Source organism: Burkholderia sp. MR1-5-21, from assembly GCF_053427715.1.
Map to the genome: position 1 here is coordinate 133,348 of NZ_JBSAXD010000015.1, position 20,898 is coordinate 154,245.

Genomic DNA, 20,898 nt, shown 5'->3' on the forward strand with positions numbered 1-20,898 from the left:
GTCGGCTTTTTGTAGTGTCCGCAAGGTAGCGGCTTTCGCGACGCGGCGTCCATGCAGGCGCATGAATTTGCATTATTCACGGCGGTGATTTCGCTGTCGCGGTACGGCAGCCGCGTGCGTCCGGCGACGACGGGCGGGGCTGATCCGTGTGCGGCGGGTTCCGCGTGGACGCAAGCGATCTGTCATGTGGGGAACGGCCGCGCCGTGCGGCGGGCATCGATGCGCGACGCGACCAGTGCGGACGGCGCGCGTGGCGACTGTCGCGGCGAGTCTCGAGCGGGGCGTCGTGCGCCGCCGCGCCAAATCTCTCGTCTAACGTATGCGTGTCGGCTCGGCGCGCTTTCCTGGCGAGTAGGCGTGACACCGATCAGGAAGGACTGCCAAGCACGGCTAGATCGCAAACTCGTCGAACACGAGCTGGCGAAGCCATTGGTTGCCGGGTTCGCGGTGATTGCGCGCGTGCCACAGCACGTTGATCGTGATGTCGGGGATCTTGATCGGGCAGGGCGCGCTGACGAGGTCGAACGGCGCGAGCGTCCGGGTCGCGTACGCCTCGGGCACGACGGCAATCAGGTCGGTCGTGTGCAGGATGTGGCCGACGGCGACGAAATGCGGCACGCGAAGGTGAACGGTGCGCTGAACGCCTGCCCGTTGAATCGCGGTATCGACCATCCCGTGCCCCGTTTCCTCCGCGACGATCGACACATGTTCCGAATCCAGGAACGCCTTCATCGTCATGCCCGTCCTGGCAAGCGGATGTCCCTTGCGGAACAGGCACACATATTTCTGCCGGAACAGGCGCCGCTGGAAGAACCCCGTCTTGAGATCGGGCAGAAACCCGATCGCGAGATCCACGTTGCCGCGCTCCATCTCGTCCCGGAGCGTGTCCGCCTGATTACGGACGGTGCTGATCGACACGCCGGGCGCAAGCTTCGCCAGCCGCTTCATCAGACCCGGCAGAAAGTAGATCTCGCCGATGTCGGTCATCGCGACGGTGAACGCGCGCGAACTCGCCGCCGGGTCGAAGTGCGACGTGACGTTCAGCGTGTTGTGGATCGTTCCCAGCGCGTAGGCGATCGGCTCCGCGAGCGTCTCGGCGAACGGCGTCGGCACCATGCCCTTCGAGGTCCGGAGAAACAGCTCGTCGCCGAGCACCTTCCTGAGCCGGTTCAGCGCATTGCTGATCGCGGGCTGCGAAATGCCGAGCGTGGTCGCGACGGCCGACACGCGCCGCTGCCGAAGCAGCTCGTTGAACACGACGAGCAGGTTGAGATCGATGTCCTGGAGTTCCACGCGTTGTCTCCTCCGGTGTGCGACGCATTATCACTGGCAGTGATGTTGCATATCAAGGTATTTCTATTTATCAATGATCGTGGCGGCGGCATCATGCGGACACAAGTTGAACAGTCCGGAGACGCTGGCCCCATGGAAGTTTCAATTCTGCCGCATCAGCGAACGCTCGACGTGCGATCGGGCGACAACCTGCTCGACGCGCTGCGCCGCCACCAGATTCCCGTTTCGTACAGCTGCATGGCCGGACGCTGCGGCACGTGCCGGTGCCGGATCGTGTCGGGCAACGTACTCGTGACCGGCGCGGCCGACACGAACCAGCCGGCGACCCACGGGCAATCGGTGCTCGCGTGCCAGGCGACGCTGGTCGAGGACTGCGTGATCGAAATTCCCGAGGTCGACGAGATCGTCGTCCATCCGTCGAAGATCATCAAGACGACGGTGGCGGGCATCGAGGATCTGACGCACGACATCAAGCGCGTGCGCCTCGCACTGTCCAAGCCGTTCGAATTCTCGCCGGGGCAGTACGCGACGCTCCAGTTCACGCCGCAGCACATTCGGCCGTATTCGATGGCGGTGACAGCCAATGGCGACGAGGCGGAATTCCATATACGCGTCGTGCCCGGCGGGCGCGTGACCAGCTACGTTGCGTCGGAGCTGAAGCCGGGCGATGCCGTGCGCATGAGCGGGCCGCTCGGCACCGCGTATCTGCGCCGTAAAACGCCCGACCCGGTCATCTGCATCGCCGGCGGGACGGGACTCGCGCCGATCCTGTCGATTCTGCGCGGGATGGCGGAACACGGGATGGCCAATCCCGTGCACGTGTATTTCGGCGTGCGCTCGCCGCAGGACATCTACGGCGTCGCGTGGCTCGACGAACTGAAGGAGCGGCTGCCGAACCTGACCGCGCATGTCGTCGTGACTTCGTCGAACGCACCCGGGTCCTGGCGCACGGGCGTCGTGACGGACGCCGTCAATCACGATCGGGACAGCCTGAAGGGCTGGCGCGCGTACGTCGCCGGGGCGCCAGTCATGGTCGATGCCGCGTCGATCCTGCTTCGCCAGAAAGGCATCCGGCCCGAACACGTGTACGCGGACGCATTTCATGCAAGCGGCGTGTGACATCCGCCGTTTGCGACGCTTTCCCCATCAGGAGACAAACCATGAGTGAGGCCCCCATTGCCTTCGTGCGGCCGAGCTGGAAGGACGACGGATCGAGCCGTGTGCCGTTCTGGGCATACACGGACGACGCGACCTATCGCCGCGAGCTCGAACGCTTCTTTTACTCGGGACACTGGTGCTACGTCGGCCTCGAGGCCGAGCTTCCGAATCCGGGCGACTTCAAGCGCACCGTCGTCGGCGAGCGTTCGGTGATCGTCACGCGCACGCAGGACGGCGACATTGCCGTGGTCGAGAACGTCTGCGCGCATCGAGGCGTGCGTTTCTGCCGCGAGAAGTTCGGCAACCGCAAGGACTTCACGTGCCCGTACCACCAATGGAACTACGACCTGAAGGGCAACCTCGTCGGCGTGCCGTTCCGTCGTGGCGTGAAGGCCGACGGCAAGATCAACGGCGGCATGCCGGGGGATTTCGATCCGAAGGCGCACGGCCTGACGAAGCTTAACGTCGCGCGCCGTAACGGCGTGATCTTCGCGTCGTTCGATCACGATCTGCCGTCGCTCGAAGCGTTCCTCGGGCCGACGATTCTCGACTATTTCGACCGCGTGTTCGACGGCCGGAAACTGAAGATCCTCGGCTATAACCGGCAGCGCATTCCCGGCAACTGGAAGCTGATGCAGGAGAACATCAAGGATCCGTACCACCCGGGGCTGCTCCATACGTGGTTCGTCACGTTCGGCCTCTGGCGTGCGGACAACAAGTCCGAGCTGAAGATGGACGCGCAATTCCGCCATGCCGCGATGATCTCGACGCGTGGCGCGGGCGGCAAGGGCGACGTCACGAGCGGCGTGTCGAGCTTCAAGGATCAGATGACCCTCAACGACGGCCGCTTCCTGGACGTCGTGCACGAACCGTGGTGGGGCGCGCCGACGGCCGTCATGATGACGCTGTTCCCGAGCGTGATCATCCAGCAGCAGGTCAACTCCGTTTCGACACGCCACATTCAGCCGAACGGGCACGGTTCGTTCGATTTCGTGTGGACGCATTTCGGCTTCGAAGAGGATGACGAAGCAATGACGCGCCGGCGTCTGCGTCAGGCGAATCTGTTCGGGCCCGCGGGATTCGTTTCCGCGGATGACGGAGAGGTCATCGAATTTTCGCAGGAGGGTTTCGAACAGAAGCCGTTCCACCGGACCATCGTGGAACTCGGCGGGCGCGACGTCGCGGACGCCGACCACATGGTCACCGAAACACTGATTCGCGGCATGTACGACTACTGGCGCCGCGTGATGGAGGCTTGAGATGACGGATTTCGAAACCTGGCAACAGATGCTCGCGCTTTATGCGGACTACGCGTCGGTCGTCGACAACAACGAGTGGGACAAGTGGCCGGCGTTCTTCACCGACGACTGCATTTACAGGATCCAGCCCCGCGAGAACTTCGACCGCGGTTTTCCGCTCGCGACGCTCGCGTTCGAAAGCAGGGGCATGCTGAAGGACCGCGTGTACGGGATGACCGAAACGATCTTCCACGACCCGTACTACCAGCGTCATGTGGTGGGCGCGCCGCGCATCCTGCGCGACGACGGCGAGCGGATCGACGCGGAAGCCAACTATGCGGTGTTCAGGACGAAGCCGGACGAACTGACGACCGTCTTCAACGTCGGGCGTTACGTCGATACGATTCGCCGGACGCCGAACGGGCTCAGGTTCGAATCGCGAATCTGCGTGTTCGACAGCGAAATGATCGCGAACTCGATCATCTATCCGATCTGAGGTGAATGATGGACAAGCAATGGACCCAGGTGATCGCGCTCGCGGCCGTGCCGACGGACGACGTGACGGCGGTGAACGCGGCAGGCCGTGAACTGGCGATCTACGGCGTCGATGGCGACGTGTTCGCGACCGACAACATCTGCACGCACGGTCATGCGCGACTGTGTGACGGCTTCCTCGATGGCCATGAAATCGAATGTCCTCTGCATCAGGGGAAATTCGATGTGCGATCCGGCAAGGCGATGTGCGAGCCGCTGACAACCGACATTCGTACGTATCCGGTGAAGATCGAGGACGGTTACGTGTTCGTCGAGCTTTGAGCAGGCGAGTCGATGCTCCGGGCGAGCGCGGTACGGGAAACCCAGGCAGATCACACCGTCAGCCTTCGTCAATCGCCGAACATGTCCGTAATATCGCGCCCCGTCTGCTCGGCTTCCTCGATCAGCCATTCGAGAAATTGCCGGGTTGCGGGGGAGTCCGACACGGCTTGCTTCCAGCAGATGAAGTATGGGAACGGCATCGGCAGGGCGATCTTGAACGGCGCGACAAGATCGTGTCGCTTGATGGCATCAACGGCAAAGAAGCCCTGTCCCAACGAAATGCCTCGCCCGCGAATTGCCGCATCGATTGCCATGCCGGACACGGAGTAAGTCAGTGGCGCCAGCACTTCAGGCAACGGCACCCCAACCGCATGGAACCAGTTTCCCCATGTTGGCGGTGACATGTTTGCCCATCCCCACTCGACGTGAATGAGCGGGTAGCGCAGGATGTCCGCCGGTTGCGAGATCGGCCCTTCCGACTGCAGCAGCGAGGGCGCACATACCGGTGCGACTCTGTCCGTAAAGACGACGTGATAGGGCGCTCCGTCATTCGGGAGTGCGCCATAAGTCAACCGGACGTCGGCACTTCTCGCGCCGATATTGGTTTCGTGGTCGACAACCTCGACATGAACCTGAACGTGGGGGCAAATGGTGTGCCACTTGTCCAGTCTCGAGGCAAGCCAATGGGTCGCAACCGACGGAAACGTCATCAGGGTGAGTCGGCGGCCAGTCTGCGCCTTGAGCGCCGCCTGCGCGCTGTGGAAGCACTCGAATCCCCGCGAAATGTGCGAGTGGTACAGCTCGCAGAGGGGTGTCGGTCGCAGTCCGGTGTTCACCCGCTCGAAAAGCGTGATCCCGAGAAAATCTTCAAGGACGCGAATCTGCTGACTGATTGCCCCGGGCGTAACGTGAAGCGCCTCTGCCGCGGCCACAACACCACCGTAACGAATGACGGCATCGAATATCTGCAATGCACGAAGAGGAGGAAGGCGGTTCATGTCGTTGACTTGGGCAAAGCCGTCCGGAATGCCGGGCGTGAGGGCATTGTCGCCCCTTTGTACTGCAACAAATAAGAGAACAATCGTGATCCACGCAACTTTCAGTGTCGATCCGGATGCCCGGCGATGGCCAGGATCTTCGTGCCGGGGCGGAGGACATGGAGCAGCGGATGCATCGGCATCTGCGCCTTGCTCCAGAAGGCGACGTCTCACGACATCTGAGTCTGCCGTCGCGAAGCCAGTCTATCAAAGACTGACGTGTGAACGGTCGCTCGCAGACAGTGGCGAATACCGTGTCCGAATCCTGGTACAGGGGAAAGCGCGAGACGCCGCACGGCATCTGACCACTGATCGAGCGACCGGGACGTATGACAGAAGAAAATGCGCAGTTCTTCATCAAAACCACGCATTCCGCGTTTCATTCGAGGCTTCGCGTAGCGTGCGATGGCATCATGCGATACCGCAGGCTTACGGTTTCACGTCAGTCTTGAACCACTTTTCTGATAGCCGCTTCACGGTACCGTCGGCAAGTGCCGCCGTGATGGCCGCATCGAATTTCGCCTTCAGTTCGGTATCCTGCTTGCGAAACCCGAGACCTTCTCCCGGCCCCCAAATCGCGCCACCGATCGCCGGTCCGGCGATCCGGATTCGGGCGGTATCCTTGTTGTCGGCGATTCCCGCGTAGTAGGTGACGTCGTCGAATGCCATGTCGATGCGCCCGTTGACCAGATCGAGGTCACGCTCGGCCGAGGTCTTGTAAAGGCGCACGGAAGCGATGTCCTTGAAATTGTCGTTGATGAACTTCGTGTAAACCGTGCCGGATTGAATGCCGATCGACTTCCCTTTCAGCTGATCGCGCAGTGGCGCGATCATGGGGCTGTCGGTCCTGGCGTCGCCAGTCAGCTTGAGGAGAGCGGGTTTTCCGGCCGCGTTCGTCAATCCGTGTCCATCCAGCGTTGCGAACGCAGCCGGTGTAGCAGCGTAGGGCCTGGAGAAAGCGATGACTTTTTCGCGGTCAGGCGTGATGGCGAGTGCGTCCATCAGGACGTCGAATTTGCCGGCCTGCAGGCCGGAAATCATGCCGTCGAAGTCCTGCGCGACCATATCGCATTGAAGGCTGGCGCGCTTGCACAGATTGTCGAGCAATTCCGGCTCGAACCCCGAGAGCTTCCCGCTCGGCAATGTCAGGTTCCACGGGGCATAGCTTCCTTCCAGTGCGACCTTGACGGACTTCCAGTCCTTGGCTTGTGCCCCGTTTCCCGTCAGTGCCAGCGCGCCGAGAATGGCGACAAAGGAGACCTTCAAAGCTTTTGAGGAAACCGCTTTCACATCACACCTCCATATTGTTGAAGCAATCGCCGTTGAGTCGGGATGAGTTGAATCGTCGTGCTGCTACCGAAAATGGCCGCCGGCTCGGATCGCTGCATTGCGCGCGTTGCCGGCGGCAGCGGTGTCAGCCGTGCAGTGCGCCGGCGATGTTCTCGACGATGCCCAGCAAGTCGCCCTGTTCGACGAGCTTGTGCACTTCCATCATGTCCGGGTAGAAGAACCGGTCGCCTTCTGCGGTCGCGGCCACCTGTCGAATGCGCGCATAGACCGCCGCCGTCGCCGGTGACGCGTCGGCGGGATCGAAGAAGTCGAGCGCCTGGGCAGCGGTGAGCAGCTCGATCGCCAGCACGTGCTGCAATTTCCGGGAGGTGGCGTAGGCTTTCCGTGCCGCGTGATACGCGAAGCTCACCGGGTCTTCCTGATTGCCGCACGTCGGGACGCTGTCGACGCTGGCCGGTTGAGCGAGGTTGCGCATTTCGCCGAGCAATCCGGCCGCCGTGTACTGAATGATCATGTAACCGCTGTTCAACCCCGGATCCTTTGCAAGGAATGCCGGCAGTTCACTGAGGTACGGATTGACGAGCCGATCGGTCCGGCGCTCCGAGATCTTTGCGAGCGTGGTCATCGCGATGCAGAGGAGATCGCAGGCGATGCCGACAAACGTACCGTCGAAGTTGGCACCGGAAATCGCGGTGCCGTCGTCTCCTTCGGGGTAGATGACGGGATTGTCGCCGCTCGATCCCACTTCATCGAGAATCGCTTCATATGCGTCCTTGATCGCCCGCTTGGACGCCCCGTGTACCTGGGCAATGCCGCGAAGGCTGTAGGTGTCCTGCAGCCTGTAATCGGCAAAGCGATCGCATAGCGCACTGCCGGCCAGCAGCCGCCGGATGTTGTCGGCGGTGTTGCGCTGATCGACGTGCTTCTTGACGGAGTGATACCGGGCGTCCAGCGAGCGCGTCGTTGCCTTGAGCGGCTGCAGCGACATCGCTGCCGCAATGTCGGCAACCTTCGAAAGCTCGGTGGCGTTGTAAAGCGCAAGCATGCCGATCGCGGTGACCGACGTGGTGCCGTTGGTGAGTGCAAGCCCCTCCTTGCATCGCAGCGAATATGGCTTCAGCCCGGCTCGCTGCAGTGCTTCGGCACCACTCATGCGTTCACCGCGGTAGTAGGCTTCCCCTTCACCGATCAGCACGAGCGCCATATGCGCCTCGGGTGCGAGATAGCCGACCGATCCGTCGCCCGGCGCAAACGGCGTGATGTCATTGTTCAATAGTCCGGCGATTTGCTGCAGCAATTCGAGACTCACGCCGGAATAGCCTTTGCCGAGACTGATCAACATCATGAGGAGGGTGGCGCGGACCATTTCGCGAGGCAGCGGCTCGCCGACCGAGACGGCGTGCGAGCGCACGATATTTCGCTGGAGTTGCTCCGCATCGTCCGGACTGATGACGCGTGTCGAATTCGCGCCAAAGCCGGACGTCACGCCATAGACAAGCCGATTCTGGCTGAGAAACAGATCGACCAGACGGCGTGAATTCAGCACGCGGTCCCGATATTCAGGCGAAAACGAAATCTCTGCGCCGTGTCTGGCTACCGCGACGAATTGCTCGGTCGAAATATCGGATTTTCCGAGTTGAACTTCGCGAATCTTGTTGGGCCGGGATGGGTTGTGCGCCAAAGACATTCTGAATTTCCTCCGTCGAATGCATTAAACGAGGTGGGCGGCAAAATCGCCTTCAAAGCGGGGTGCTTTCTGGAGATCGTGCTGCCAAGGGTAGAGACGGATGTCTTGCGGTGCAAACGATTTAATTTGAGGTTCGGGTTTAGATATTCTAAAGTGCGATTGTCGTGGGGTATTTGATTGGTATGAATAAATCGCTATTTTCGCAGGCGTCGATAAAATAACGTGTTCGAATTTAGAGGGTGAATTGCCGGTATTTTGATTTTCGATCTGTTGAAGACTCTCTCTTTTGGTTGCGTTCTTGTATAGGAAAAAAGGAATGAGATGATTTGCTTGGCCAAAGGCCCGGCGTCGTCAACGAAGGAAAAAGTATCGCAAGCGGCAAGCACATCGAGTTGGCAGCGGGGAATGATCGGCGTGCTTGCCGCGCCCGGTTTGCAGGGGGCAGGCCAATACGATCTTGAGAGCGCAGAACCAGAACGTGGGCCAGGCGTACGGGCGTCTGGATTGACCAAGTTGACGGCAGGTCAAAGTCCGAGACCTCGCAATTCATTACAATTGTCCACCAAAACGTGACAGCGAATCCGTTTCGGACGGATTGATGATTACTGTTGAGACAGTAGACTGCACCCGTGCTTCGCCAGATCCGATCCGGCACCCGCGCCACGGTGGCGCAACCGGATCGAATCGTCGGCGGCGGGCCGTTCAGGCCTGACTTCCGATCGCGCGAAGGGTAGTCCGCGGTGCGCGCGTTCCGTCGAATCGGGCGACGTTCACTGCCGGACGCGTGTATCCGACCAATCAAAGGGGATTGCAATGCGTTACTTTTCGCTGGAATCGAAGAAGGATGAGGTGCTGCTCGCGGCTCGCGTGCTGTTGATGGTGCTGTTCGTGCTGTTCGGCTGGCAAAAGCTGGTCGGCTTCTCGGGCACCGTGGCCTATATGGCGGCGACCGGTTCGTCGTCGCCCGAACTGCAGGCGGGGGTCGCCGTCGCAGTCGAACTGGCGGGCGGTCTGCTGATCGCGATCGGCTTCTACACCCGGCCGCTCGCGCTGGCGTTCGCGCTGTACTCGCTTGCCACCGCGATCATCGGACACCGCTACTGGGCGCTGCACGGGATGGATCAGTTCATGGCGATGATCAACTTCTACAAGAACGTCAGCATCATGGGCGGCCTTCTGCTGCTCGCGCTGACCGGCCCCGGCAAGTACTCGGTCGACGGCAAGTAAGGTCTGGCGCGTCGCGCGATGCGCGATGCATTCGAGCCCGGTACGCGGTCGCGTGCCGGGCTTTTTGTTGTCGTTCAGGCGCGTTTGAATGCGCTCATTCTTCAGTCGGACGTCTCGGGCCAAAACAGTTGCGGCGTCCGGTCGACGAGGTATGCGTCGAGATTCCGGCCTTCGAGCCATTTGGGCCGCCGGCCGTGCCCGGACCACGAGAGTCCCGTCGAAGGGTCGTAATACTTCGCGGGTGCACGCCGTTTGCGCGGCGTCACGTAGCCGAGCGCCAGCAGGACCTCCTGCTGCGAGATATCGTACAACTCGACCTGTTTCTTGAAATCCGCCAGAACGGCTTGTTTCTCGGCTTTCTTGGCTGCGGCCAGAAGCTGTTCGGTTTCGCGCAACTGGGCCTGGAGTTCTTGAAGCGTTGTGCTCACCATTGATTCGTCGGTTTAAGAGTGATTGACAAAGAAGACGGACAATTTCCGTCTCGGCAAGTTCTGGAGGTCTAACCGCCGATGACGGCGGGCAGCGGTCCCGCCTGCCGGGTTGGACTGAGATTATGCCTTGGTTGGCGGGCGGCGCAATCGGCAATTCGGCCGAGTGGGCGGCGTGTCCGGTGTCTTCGCGACGCGCGTCAGGACACGCGCGTGCGGCCGTCGGCACGATCGCGCTCGTCGCCGCGCACGATATGCAGTTCGCGGGTGCGGATCGGCAGCGAGCACTCGGCGTCGGCGAGCGTCTTGCGCACCTGTCGCGCAAGACGCCAGCGCATCGCCCAGAACGTGTCGGTGCGCGTCCAAACCCGCATGTTCACGATCGCGGTGCTGTCGTCGAATCGCATCACCATCACGTCGGGCGCCGGATCCTGCAACGCATCGGGATCGCCGGCGGCGAGTGCGCGCAGCACGTCAAGCGCGCGATCGATGTCGTCGCGCACCGATACTTCAATTTCGAGATCCAGCCGGCGCGTCGGATTGCGCGTGTAGTTGCGGATCGCGCTGCCCCAGAGCGAGCTGTTCGGCACGTATTCGCAGATGCCGTCCGGCTTGGTCAGGCGCGTCATGAACAGCCCGACCTCGTCGACGGTGCCGGCCACGCTGGCGCCGCCGTCGATGTAGTCGCCGACCTTGAACGGCCGCAGCAGGAGCAGCATGATGCCGGCCGCGATGTTCTGCATCGTCCCCTGCAACGCGAGGCCGATCGCGAGGCCGGCCGCGCCGAGCACGGCGACGATGCTGGCGGTCTCGATGCCGAGCTGCGACAGCGTGCCGACGATCGCGACGATGCGGATGCCCCAGACGGCGACGTCGCAGAGAATCGGCCGCAGCGTCTCGTCGACGCGTCCCTTGTTGGCGAGCACGCGGCTCAGCCAGTTGCCGACCCGTTTCGACAGCCACCAGCCGGCCGTCAACAGCAGCAGGCCGGAACACAGCCTGATCGAGAAGGTCGACAGCGCGCTCCAGAGAAACGTCCAGCGGTCGGGATGGAGATGATCGAGAAACATGTGGAGTGCGATTGTTCGGGACGAAGAGGCGGCCATGATAACGCGCCGGCCCGGCGCGAGATGCGCGAGCGGCGGCGCGCAGGGCCGCGCCGCCCGCCGCGGCGGACCGCATTCGACGCCCATCGCAAAGCGCGTACCGACGCCGGCGCGTCAGCTCCTGAAGGTGCCGACCAGCTCGGTCTGCCCGACCACGTGGCCTTTCATCGCGCTCTCCAGTGCCGCCTTGGTCGGCTGATGAAGATCGGGCAGCACCGTGTCGAGCGCGTACAGCTTGTGAAAGTAGCGGTGACGGCCGATCGGCGGGCAGGGGCCGCCATACCGGGCATGCTGGAAATCGTTGGTGCCCTGGAGCGTGCCGGCCGGCAGCGCGTTCGCGTTGACGGCTTCCGGCAAGCCGGCCGCGGTCGGCGGGATGTTGTAGACGACCCAGTGGACCCAGGTCATCCGCGGCGCGGCGGGGTCGGGTGCATCGGGATCGTCGACGATCAGCGCGAGGCTTTTCGCATTCGCGGGCACGCCGGACCATGCGAGCGGCGGCGACACGTCCGCGCCCTTGCACGTGTAGCGCTCGGGTATCTGGCCTCCGTCGTGGAAGGCTTGCGAAGTCAGGGTCAGGGACATGGCGCGCTCCTCGGCGCCGCTCTGCGCCGCCAATCCGGTCGCGCAGGTCAGCAAGATCAGGATGGATGTTGCGCGGCGGCGCATGGGATGGGCTCCGTCGGACTCACTGTAGCGCTCACTCCGCGCTCATTCCGCGTTTTCGCTCCGGCTCTTGTGCTGCGCGGCCAGCTTTTCCTGCTGTGCCGGCGGAACCGGATCGTAATGGCTCAACTGGATGCTGTAGTTGCCGTGTCCGCCGGCAATCGCGTTCAGGCGCGACTGGTAGTCGTTGAGTTCGGCGAGCGGCACCTTGCCCGTGATGACGATCGTATTGCCCGTTATCGTGCGCGTGCCGTGCACCTGTCCGCGGCGTGCGGACAGGTCGCCGATCAGGTCACCCATCGTCGCTTCCGGCGCCGTCACCTCGATGTCGACGATGGGTTCGAGCACGATCGGCCGCGCTTTCAGCACCGCATCGATGAACGCCTTGCGTGCGGCCGTGACGAACGCCACTTCCTTCGAGTCGACCGGATGGCTCTTGCCGTCGTACACGGTGACGCGCACGTCCTGCATCGGGAAGCCGGCCAGCGGCCCGCTGTCGATCACCTGCAGGATGCCTTTCTCCACCGCGGGAATGAACTGCGTCGGAATGGCGCCGCCCTTGACCGCATCGATGAACTCGAACCCCGCGCCGCGCGGCAGCGGCTCCACGCGCAGCATGACCTCGCCGAACTGGCCGGCGCCGCCCGTCTGCTTCTTGTGGCGATGGTGGCCTTCGGCCTTGCCGCCGATGGTTTCCCGCCATGCGATCGTCGGCGGCCGCGTCACCACGTCCAGCTTGTACTGGTCGGTGAGCCGTTCCAGCATGTAGCGCAGGTGCAGTTCGCCGAGGCCGCGCACGACCGTTTCGTTGGTGCCGGCCGGATGCCCGATCGTCAGGCACGGGTCTTCGGCCGCGAGCCGCGACAGGACTTCCCACAGACGCTGCTCGTTGCCGCGGCGGGCCGGTTCGATCGCGAGTCCATAGATCGGCGTGGGGAATTCGAGCGGGGTCAGGTGGATGTTGCCGTCTTCCGGCGCGTCGTGCAGCACGGCATCGAAGTCGATGTCGTCGGCCTTGGACACCGCGCAGATATCGCCCGGGCCGGCCCGCTGGACTTCCATGTGCTCCTTGCCCTGCAGCATCAGCAGATGCGTGACCTTGAACGGCTGGCGTCCGTCTCCGATGTAGAGCTGGCTGTCGCGCTTCACGGTGCCCTGATGAATGCGGAACACGGCCAGCTTGCCGAGGTACGGGTCCATCACGATCTTGAACACGTGCGCGAGTACGTGCCGGTCGGCGACGGGCTCGGCCTTCACGGTTTCCACCCGTCCGTCCACTTCGCGGTAGAAGAGCGGCGGATTGCCTTCGGTGACGTTCGGCAGCAGCCGCACGAAGATGTCGAGCAACTGCGCGATGCCGGCGCCGGTGGCCGCGGACGTGAAGCAGACCGGCACCAGATGACCTTCGCGCAACGCGCGCTCGAAAGGCTCGTGCAGCTGTTCCGGACGGATCGCTTCGCCCTGTTCGAGATACAGCTCCATCAGCGCGGGATCCAGTTCGATCACCTGATCGATGAGCGCGTTGTGCGCGGCTTCCACGGAATGAAAGTCGGCATCGCCGGCAGGGTTGAAAAAGCAGTCGACCACTTCGCGGCCGCCCTGCGCGGGCAGGTTGATGGGCAGGCAGGTGTTGCCGAACAGTTCCTGGATCTGCGCGAGCAGCGCCGGCAGGTCGACTTTTTCCGCGTCGATGCCGTTCACGATGATCATCCGGCACAGATTGCGCTGCTGCGCATACGCCATCATCCGGCGGGTCTTCATCTCGATGCCGGTGCGCGCGTTGATCACGACGGCAACCGTTTCGACCGCGGGCAGCGAGCCGAGCGACAGGCCGGTGAAGTCGGGATAACCCGGCGTATCGAGCAGGTAGATGCGGGTGTCCTGGTAGTGGAGGTGGGCGACGGCGGAACTGAGCGAGTGGTGATATTTGCGCTCGAGCGCGTCGAAATCGCACAGGGCCGTGCCGCGATTGACGCTGCCGGGCGTGTGAATCGCGCCGCCCTGGTACAGCAGCGCTTCGGCAAGCGATGTCTTGCCGCATCCGGCGTGCCCGACCAGCGCGATCGTGCGGATGGCTTCGGGACTGTAATCCATGGCCGCCATCGTCCTGTAGAGGTTGTTCGGGAATTATTGGCGAAAAACGGACAGTCTGCCAGACGCGCAAGCGACGGCGGGGGCAGCGCGGTGCGCAAAAGGTGTGAGCGAAGGGCGTGCGCGATTGCGTTTATATCGGCGATGGCGACACGCAGCGGTGTTGTTGCGGCGCAATATCGCGATGGTGACGAACAAGCCTGCACGCACGTTGCGCCGGGGTGGGCCGTTCGTCGAATGTGGCCATCGGCGTGCCCGCATGACCGACGATCCTACGAAATTCCGCCGGCACGGGGTGTTTGAATGCGGGCAACATGCGTTGTTGGACATGCATCGCGATCAACCGGAGAGAGGGGGCACGATGACACGAACCGCAGGCTTTCTGATCCTGATGGTCCTGGCCGTGCCCGTCGCGTCGGCGCAGCAGAACGCCGATCCGATCGAGACGCAGGCCGACGCATGTCTTGCGACACCGGCCGGGCAGACGACGTCGGGCATGACCGACTGCACGCACCAGGCCTATGTCGCGTACGACAAGCGCATGAACGAGGTCTATCAGCGGGTGATGCGCAACGCCGATCCGAAATCGCGCGAGCTGATCCGCAATGCGCAGCGACAGTGGCTCGCGTACCGCGACGCGCAGCGCAAGGCCGATGACGGCCCGTGGCGGGCCGACCGGGGATCGATGGCGAGCCCTGATATCGAGGCGCTCAACGTGGACGCGATCCGTGCGCGGATCAATGAACTGAATTACTACGCGCCCGGTCCGTAACCCGCGGTCGGCTCGCTGCCGCTGTTTCAATCCCGATACCTGACGCGTCCCCGGCGCTCGGAAGCCGGCGTGCGATCCGCGATTCGCGCGACGTCGCGCACGTGCCGGACGCAGCAAGAGACAGGCGGCGTTACATCGGCTGTACATTTCTTGCAGTTTTTTCGCGTGAAAATGTAAGGCATTCGTACGGCTCGTTGCCGGACGGACGCTCGGCGGAATTGGTATGCGACTTGCATCGATACTGACGCCGCGTGTCGCGTCGCACGCTCTGCGCAACGCCGATCCTGATTGCCTCCGACTCTTCGGCCAGAGCCCCCGCTCAATCGCGGCATGAAATCCCGACCGGCTGGTCTGGACCATATTGGCCACGCGCGGATGGCGGCATGTCGTGCACATGCCGCTTTCCAGTCGATCCCGACGATCGGCGCGAATCATGAAGCCCGCGAGCGATGTTTTCAACGACCATTCCGGATAGCGCGATCCTGCTGGACCGCTTCCTCAAGTGGGAAGCCGAGCGACGTGACGACGTGTATCTGACGCAGCCGTACCCGGATGGCTCCGTCGTCGACTATACGTGGGGAACGGTTGGCGATCAGGCGCGACGCGTGGCGGCATACCTCGCTTCGCTCGATCTTCCGGCAGGCAGCCGCATCGCGTTGCTCGGCAAGAACAGCGCGCACTGGATCATCGCCGATCTCGCGATCATGCTCGCCGGCATGGTCAGCGTGCCGCTGTATCCGACATTCAGTGCGGAATCCGTGCGCTACGTGCTGGCCCACAGCGACGCGAAACTGCTGATTCTCGGCAAGCTCGACGGCGTCAGCGACAACTGGCCGAGCATCCATGCGCAACTCCCGCCCGACCTGCCGATGCTCGGCTTGCCGCTTTCGCCGTGCGGCACGTTTCCGCAATGGGACGAGATCGCGGCGAAGCATGCGCCGCTCGTCGGCGTGCGGCGGCCGCCACGCGACGAACTGTGTACGATCGTCTATACGTCGGGCTCGACCGGCGAGCCGAAAGGCGTGATGCACTCGCACGCGAGCATGGCCATGCTGTTCCTGACGATCCTGCATGTCGAAGGGTTCAACATCACGTCCGACGAGCGAGGATTTTCCTATCTGCCGCTGGCGCACATTGCCGAGCGCGCCGTCGTCGAGGCTGCTTCGCTCGCGTTCGGGTTTCGCGTGTTCTTTGCGAATTCGCTGGCGACGTTCACCGACGACCTGAAGCGCGCGAGGCCGACGATCTTCCTGTCGGTGCCCCGGCTGTGGAACAAGTTCCACCTTCGCGTCTGCGAGAAGATCCCCGCGCCAATGCAGGCGCGCCTGTTTGCGCTGCCCTGGGTCGGCGCGCGGATCAAGCACAGGATCGTGCGCGAACTCGGGCTCGATCAGGCGCGCATCGTGGTGACCGGAACCGCGCCGATGCCCGAGCATCTGATGCGGTGGTATCGCAGCCTTGGCCTGGAACTGCTCGACGGCTACGGCATGAGCGAATGCGGGCTGCTCCACGTGAACCGTCCGGGGCATGTGCGCGCCGGTACGGTCGGACAACCGTATGCGGGCGTCGAGGCGCGCATTGCGGAGAATGGCGAGCTTGAAATCAGAAGCGCGGGGCAGATGCTCGGGTACTACCGGCAGCCCGCGCTGACTGCGGCGCAGACCACGCCGGACGGTTTCTTTCGCACTGGCGACGTCGGCAGGATCGACGCCGATGGCTTCCTCACGATCACCGGGCGGGTCAAGGACATCTTCAAGACTGCAAAGGGAAAATATGTCGTCCCGCAGCCGATCGAGCAGAAACTGCTCGGTCTGTCCGGCGTCGAAGGCGCGTGCGTGGCGGGCGCGGGGTGCGCGATGCCGTTCGCGCTGCTGCAGCTGTCGCCCGAGACATGCGCGGCAATCGCGGCAGGTACGCTCGATCGCGCGGTGCTGACCGACGAGATCGATGCGCTGCGCAAACGCATCAATGACGTCGTCGAACATCATGAGCGGCTGCAATACGTCGTCGTGGTCAAGGAGGTATGGACCGTCGAGAACGCGATGCTCACGCCGACGCTGAAAATCCGGCGAAGCGCAATCGAGGCGCACTACATGCCGCGCGCCGAGCAGTGGGAAACGCTGGGGCAGGCGGTGGTCTGGGAAACCTGACGCGCCGGGCCGGTCGTACCGGGCTCACGTGCCGGACACTGACGGACGCGAACGATCGCTAGATCCGCGCGAGCGTGTTGTGATCGGCTTCGCCGCCGAAGTATTTCTCGAGCGCTTCGACGAACACCGCGTTGTCGCGGGTCGCGTGTGCGAACAGCGTGACCGACGACCGGAACTTCAGGTTGTCCGGATAGCCGAAGATCGCCTGGATCGGCCGGCCGTCGACGTGATTGACGAGCCGCGTGCATTCGCGCAGCCGTTCGCCCAGCACCGGATGCTGAAGATACGCTTCGGCTTCGTCCAGCGACGAGATCGCGTATCGCTGCGCCATCGCGCTGTCGCCCAGCCCTTCGATCTGCGGAAAAACGAACCACATCCAGTGACTGCGCTTGTGCCCGCTCGCCAGTTCGTCGCAGACCTGCGCATACACCGGATCCTGCGCGTCGACAAAGCGCTGAAGATCATAGGGATCGTCCATGTCGCCCTCCGTCCGTTTCGCTTCGGCAAGCCGCATCCGCGTTCATTGTGATCCGTGTCCGGAGGGGGTGCAAACGTATGCCGGCGCCGTGAATGCACCCTGTTTCGTGCGCCGTTGCGACGCTCGGCCGGCGCACATCCGTCACGCGAAACCCGCATCGTCGGCGCATGTCCGGATACGGCCTGATGGCCGCCCGCCGGCGACTGGCGTAGCATGAAGATTCCTGCCAGTCGCGATCCTGGCGGATGAACAGTGCACAACGTCCGGTCGCGGCCGGCCGCGCGTGACGCGGCGGCAAAGGAGCCTCGATGCGCTCGCAACCGACTCCCGCGTCGCGCCTGAGACGCTATGCGATCGCGGCCGCGATCGTCGTCGCCAGCCTGATCGCCGTCGGGCGTGTCACCGGCATCCTGGTCGACTGGCTCTGGTTCTCGTCGGTCGGCTACGCGGGTGTTTTCTGGACGATCCTGATCACGAGGGGGTTGCTGTTCGTCGTCGCGTTCGCCGTGTCGGCGGCGACGATCGGCGCATCGGGCCTGCTCGCCCATCGTCATGCGACGCGCGTCGACCTGTGGCAAGTGGAAGACACGCCGCCGACGCGCGCGGAGGAGGTGATCCGGGCGCTGGCGGTGCAGTTCGCGGCACGCATTCCGTGGCGCCTCGTCGTCACCGTGGCCGCTTGCCTCCTCGCGCTTCCGATCGCCGGCAACGCGATGACGCACTGGGACATCGCGCTTCGCTTCCTGCATCAGGTGCCGTTCGGCGAGCGCGATCCGATCTTCGGCAAGGACATCGGCTTCTATCTGTTCTCGCTGCCCGTCCTGATCGCGGTCAGGAACTGGCTGCTGCAACTGCTGATCGGCTGCGCGGTCATCGCGGCCGGCGTCTACTGGGTGCGCGGCGACATCGTGCGCCGGCGGCGGCCGCAGCGGTTCTCGTCCGCGGCGGCCACGCACGGCGTCGTCCTGCTCGCGATCTTCTTCGTGCTGAAGGCGTGGTCGTGGTGGCTCAGCCGCTATCTGCTGCTCTACGACAACAACGGCGTCGTGGTCGGCGCCGGCTATACCGATGTCCACGTCGTGCTGCCGGTGCGATGGCTGCTGATCGGCCTTGCGATCGCGGCGGCCGTCGCGCTGGCGGTCAACGCGCGCCGGCCCGGCTACCGTCTGCCGGCCGCGGCCGCGCTGCTGGTGTTCGGCAGTTCGTTCGCGCTCGGCTTCGTCTATCCGGCGCTGTTCCAGCGCTTCTACGTGAAGCCGAGCGAGCTGCAGCTCGAGACGCCGTTCATCGAGCACAACATCGCGCTGACGCGGCAGGCCTACGGACTCGCGCAGATCGCGGTCAAGCCGTTTCCGGCCGAGCAGGGCCTGGATCTCGCGTCGCTGCAGGCGAATCGCGCGACCATCGACAACATCCGGCTGTGGGATGTGCAGCCGCTGCTGGATACCTACGCACAGTTGCAGGAGATCCGTACTTACTACAAGTTCTTCTCCGTCGATATCGACCGCTACCCGCTCGCGTCCGGCTACCGGCAGGTGATGCTGTCGGCGCGCGAACTGGAACCGTCGATGCTCGCGGGCAACGCGCGGACCTGGGTGAACCTGCACCTGCTGTTCACGCACGGCAACGGCGCGGTGATGTCGCCGGTCACCGAGAAATCCACGGAAGGCCTGCCGTCGCTCTACCTGCGGGACATTCCGCCCGTCGCCGACGGCGGGCCGCAGATCAGCGAACCGCGCCTCTATTTCGGCGAAGGCGAGCAGGGCTATGTGATCGTGAAGGGCAGCGTGCCCGAATTCGACTACCCGAAAGGGGACGGCAACGTCTACACGCGTTACAGCGGGCGCGATGGCGTCGCGATCGGCGGCGTCGCGCGGCGCAGCCTGTTCGCGTGGCAGTTCGACGATCCGAACATCCTGCTGACCCACTACATCACGAACGACAGCCGGATCCTGTTCCATCGGAACGTGCGCGACCGGATACGGATGATCGCGCCGTTCCTGTCGCTCGATCGCGATCCGTATCTCGTCGCGAGCAACGGGCACCTGTTCTGGATGCAGGATGCCTATACCACCAGCCGCTGGTTTCCTTACGCGCCGCCGGGCGTCGACGACGGCGGCAATTACATCCGCAATGCGGTCAAGGTGGTGGTCGACGCGTACGACGGCACGGTCGGCTTCTATGTCAGCGATCCGTCCGATCCGATCGTTCGGACCTACGCGCGCATCTTCCCCGGCATGTTCAGGCCGCTCGCGGCGATGCCGCCGGACCTTCTGCAGCACATCCGCTACCCGGAGGACCTGTTCCTGATCCAGGCTAACCTGTACCGGGCGTACCACATGGATGCGCCGGAAGTGTTCTACAACCGCGAGGATCTGTGGCAGTTCCCGCGCGAGCTGAGCGATATCGACGGCGGCGATGCGGCCGGCACGAAGATGGCGCCGTACTACACGATGATGCGCCTGCCCGGCGACGCGCACGCGGAGTTCGTGCTGATGCTGCCGATGGTGCCGAGCCAGCGCGAGAACATGATCGCGTGGCTGGCGGCGCGTTGCGATCCGCCCGAGTACGGCAAGCTGCTCGTCTACACGTTCCCGAAGGAGAAGCTCGTCTACGGCCCGTTCCAGATCGAGGCGCGCATCCAGCAGAGCACCGAGATCTCGCAGCAGATCTCGCTATGGAACCAGATGGGTTCGCGTGTGATACGCGGCCACCTCGTCGTCGTGCCGATCGAGAACTCGATCCTGTACGTGTCCCCGCTCTATCTGCGCGCGGCGTCCGGGCAGCTGCCGGAATTGAAACGCGTGATCGCCGCGTATGGCGACCGCGTCGTCATGGAGGACACGCTCGGCGACGCGCTCGCGGCGCTGTTCAAGGCGACGCTGCCGGCGGCAGCGCCCGCGCCCGGAGCGGCGGATGCGCGTGGCCGTGAAGCCCTTGCGCATTACGACCGTGCGATCGAGCGGCTGAAAGCGGGCGACTGGGCCGGCTTCGGCTCGGAGCTCGATGCGCTGCGGCCGCTGCTCGAATCGATGGGGGGCGGCCGTGCCGGAACGCGAAAGTGAGCGGCGCGCGTCGCATGCGCCGTCACCGAGCCGTCCGCACCACCCGGTACTGGTCCGGGATCTGCCGACGCAGATGTTTCACTGGCTGCTGGGGCTGCTGGGGCTGCTGGGGCTGCTGGTGCTGCTGGTCGCGGCCGCCTATGTGACGGTGCGGCTCGACTGGCTCGACCTGCATGTGCGCGTCGGCGAGACGCTGCCGCTGGACATTGCAGAGCAACACCATGTTCGCAACGAGCGGGTTGAACTGATGTCGTGGCTTTCCCGCATGTCATTCTCCTATGCATTACTTTTCTTGCATAGGATCATCCTATACAGAACCAAGCAATTCTATTCTTTCGCGCGGTTTATTGGTGTTGAACAGTGACTGGGTGATTGTGCTGGCCGCCGTCGCGAAAC

At 63.5% G+C, this 20,898-nt stretch carries 18 protein-coding genes; 9 read left to right on the plus strand and 9 right to left on the minus strand.

All coding sequences use genetic code 11. The features are described 5' to 3' along the window. Positions 1 to 390: 390 nt before the first annotated feature. The gene (locus ACV229_RS21270; RefSeq protein WP_448085073.1) at positions 391 to 1,293 is read right to left on the minus strand and encodes a LysR family transcriptional regulator; all 903 of its coding nucleotides are present in this window, start codon (positions 1,291 to 1,293) and stop codon (positions 391 to 393) included. Positions 1,294 to 1,425: 132 nt separating this feature from the next. Here ACV229_RS21270 and ACV229_RS21275 point away from each other — a divergent pair, with 132 nt between their 5' ends. The 4 genes from ACV229_RS21275 to ACV229_RS21290 are packed head-to-tail and all read left to right on the plus strand — an operon-like array spanning position 1,426 to position 4,505. Further along, positions 1,426 to 2,412: a 2Fe-2S iron-sulfur cluster-binding protein gene (locus ACV229_RS21275; RefSeq protein WP_448085074.1), complete on the plus strand. Its 987-nt coding sequence runs from the start codon at positions 1,426 to 1,428 to the stop codon at positions 2,410 to 2,412. Positions 2,413 to 2,453: 41 nt separating this feature from the next. Beyond that, positions 2,454 to 3,710: an aromatic ring-hydroxylating dioxygenase subunit alpha gene (locus tag ACV229_RS21280; protein WP_448085075.1), complete on the plus strand. Its 1,257-nt coding sequence runs from the start codon at positions 2,454 to 2,456 to the stop codon at positions 3,708 to 3,710. 1 nt (position 3,711) lies between these two features. After that, on the plus strand, positions 3,712 to 4,185 hold the full coding sequence (locus tag ACV229_RS21285; protein WP_448085076.1) for an aromatic-ring-hydroxylating dioxygenase subunit beta: 474 nt from the start codon (positions 3,712 to 3,714) through the stop codon (positions 4,183 to 4,185). Positions 4,186 to 4,193: 8 nt separating this feature from the next. Further along, complete coding sequence (locus tag ACV229_RS21290; RefSeq protein WP_448085135.1) at positions 4,194 to 4,505, plus strand: non-heme iron oxygenase ferredoxin subunit; 312 nt, start codon at positions 4,194 to 4,196, stop codon at positions 4,503 to 4,505. A gap of 68 nt (positions 4,506 to 4,573) precedes the next feature. Here the strand turns inward: ACV229_RS21290 and ACV229_RS21295 are convergent, their stop codons facing one another. From ACV229_RS21295 to hutH, 3 genes are all read right to left on the minus strand, one after another. After that, entirely contained in the window at positions 4,574 to 5,503 is a 930-nt protein-coding gene (locus ACV229_RS21295; protein ID WP_448085077.1) for a LysR substrate-binding domain-containing protein, read from the minus strand. Positions 5,504 to 5,971: 468 nt separating this feature from the next. Next, positions 5,972 to 6,808, minus strand: a complete 837-nt coding sequence (locus ACV229_RS21300) for a transporter substrate-binding domain-containing protein (RefSeq protein WP_448085136.1) — start codon at positions 6,806 to 6,808, stop codon at positions 5,972 to 5,974. A gap of 148 nt (positions 6,809 to 6,956) precedes the next feature. Further along, positions 6,957 to 8,519 carry a histidine ammonia-lyase gene (gene hutH / locus ACV229_RS21305; protein WP_448085078.1) on the minus strand — a complete coding sequence of 521 codons (1,563 nt, stop codon included), beginning with the start codon at positions 8,517 to 8,519 and terminating at the stop codon, positions 6,957 to 6,959. 813 nt (positions 8,520 to 9,332) lie between these two features. Between hutH and ACV229_RS21310 the strand changes: the two genes are divergently transcribed. Further along, positions 9,333 to 9,746 carry a DoxX family protein gene (locus ACV229_RS21310; RefSeq protein WP_448085079.1) on the plus strand — a complete coding sequence of 138 codons (414 nt, stop codon included), beginning with the start codon at positions 9,333 to 9,335 and terminating at the stop codon, positions 9,744 to 9,746. A 101-nt stretch (positions 9,747 to 9,847) separates the two neighbouring features. On the opposite strand, the gene ACV229_RS21315 is transcribed toward ACV229_RS21310, so the two are convergent. The 4 genes from ACV229_RS21315 to fusA all read right to left on the minus strand — a co-directional run bounded on the left by ACV229_RS21315 (position 9,848) and on the right by fusA (position 14,040). Next, a complete protein-coding gene (locus ACV229_RS21315; RefSeq protein WP_448085137.1) occupies positions 9,848 to 10,174 on the minus strand; it encodes an H-NS histone family protein in 327 nt (108 codons plus the stop codon). A gap of 200 nt (positions 10,175 to 10,374) precedes the next feature. Next, positions 10,375 to 11,244, minus strand: coding sequence for a mechanosensitive ion channel family protein (locus tag ACV229_RS21320; protein ID WP_448085080.1), 870 nt, complete (start codon positions 11,242 to 11,244; stop codon positions 10,375 to 10,377). Positions 11,245 to 11,394: 150 nt separating this feature from the next. Further along, positions 11,395 to 11,865, minus strand: coding sequence for a YbhB/YbcL family Raf kinase inhibitor-like protein (locus tag ACV229_RS21325; protein ID WP_448085081.1), 471 nt, complete (start codon positions 11,863 to 11,865; stop codon positions 11,395 to 11,397). Positions 11,866 to 11,991: 126 nt separating this feature from the next. After that, the gene (fusA, locus tag ACV229_RS21330) at positions 11,992 to 14,040 is read right to left on the minus strand and encodes an elongation factor G (protein ID WP_448085082.1); all 2,049 of its coding nucleotides are present in this window, start codon (positions 14,038 to 14,040) and stop codon (positions 11,992 to 11,994) included. 103 nt (positions 14,041 to 14,143) lie between these two features. Between fusA and ACV229_RS21335 the strand changes: the two genes are divergently transcribed. Continuing rightward, entirely contained in the window at positions 14,144 to 14,809 is a 666-nt protein-coding gene (locus ACV229_RS21335; RefSeq protein WP_448085083.1) for a lysozyme inhibitor LprI family protein, read from the plus strand. Between the two features lie 449 nt (positions 14,810 to 15,258). After that, positions 15,259 to 16,959 carry an AMP-binding protein gene (locus tag ACV229_RS21340; RefSeq protein WP_448085084.1) on the plus strand — a complete coding sequence of 567 codons (1,701 nt, stop codon included), beginning with the start codon at positions 15,259 to 15,261 and terminating at the stop codon, positions 16,957 to 16,959. Between the two features lie 58 nt (positions 16,960 to 17,017). Here ACV229_RS21340 and ACV229_RS21345 read toward each other — a convergent pair whose 3' ends face one another. Next, positions 17,018 to 17,437: a DUF1810 domain-containing protein gene (locus ACV229_RS21345; RefSeq protein WP_448085085.1), complete on the minus strand. Its 420-nt coding sequence runs from the start codon at positions 17,435 to 17,437 to the stop codon at positions 17,018 to 17,020. Positions 17,438 to 17,745: 308 nt separating this feature from the next. Between ACV229_RS21345 and ACV229_RS21350 the strand changes: the two genes are divergently transcribed. Beyond that, the gene (locus ACV229_RS21350; protein WP_448085086.1) at positions 17,746 to 20,502 is read left to right on the plus strand and encodes a UPF0182 family membrane protein; all 2,757 of its coding nucleotides are present in this window, start codon (positions 17,746 to 17,748) and stop codon (positions 20,500 to 20,502) included. Continuing rightward, a complete protein-coding gene (locus ACV229_RS21355; protein WP_448085087.1) occupies positions 20,483 to 20,866 on the plus strand; it encodes a hypothetical protein in 384 nt (127 codons plus the stop codon). Before ACV229_RS21350 ends, ACV229_RS21355 begins: the two co-directional genes overlap by 20 nt. Positions 20,867 to 20,898 lie beyond the last annotated feature (32 nt).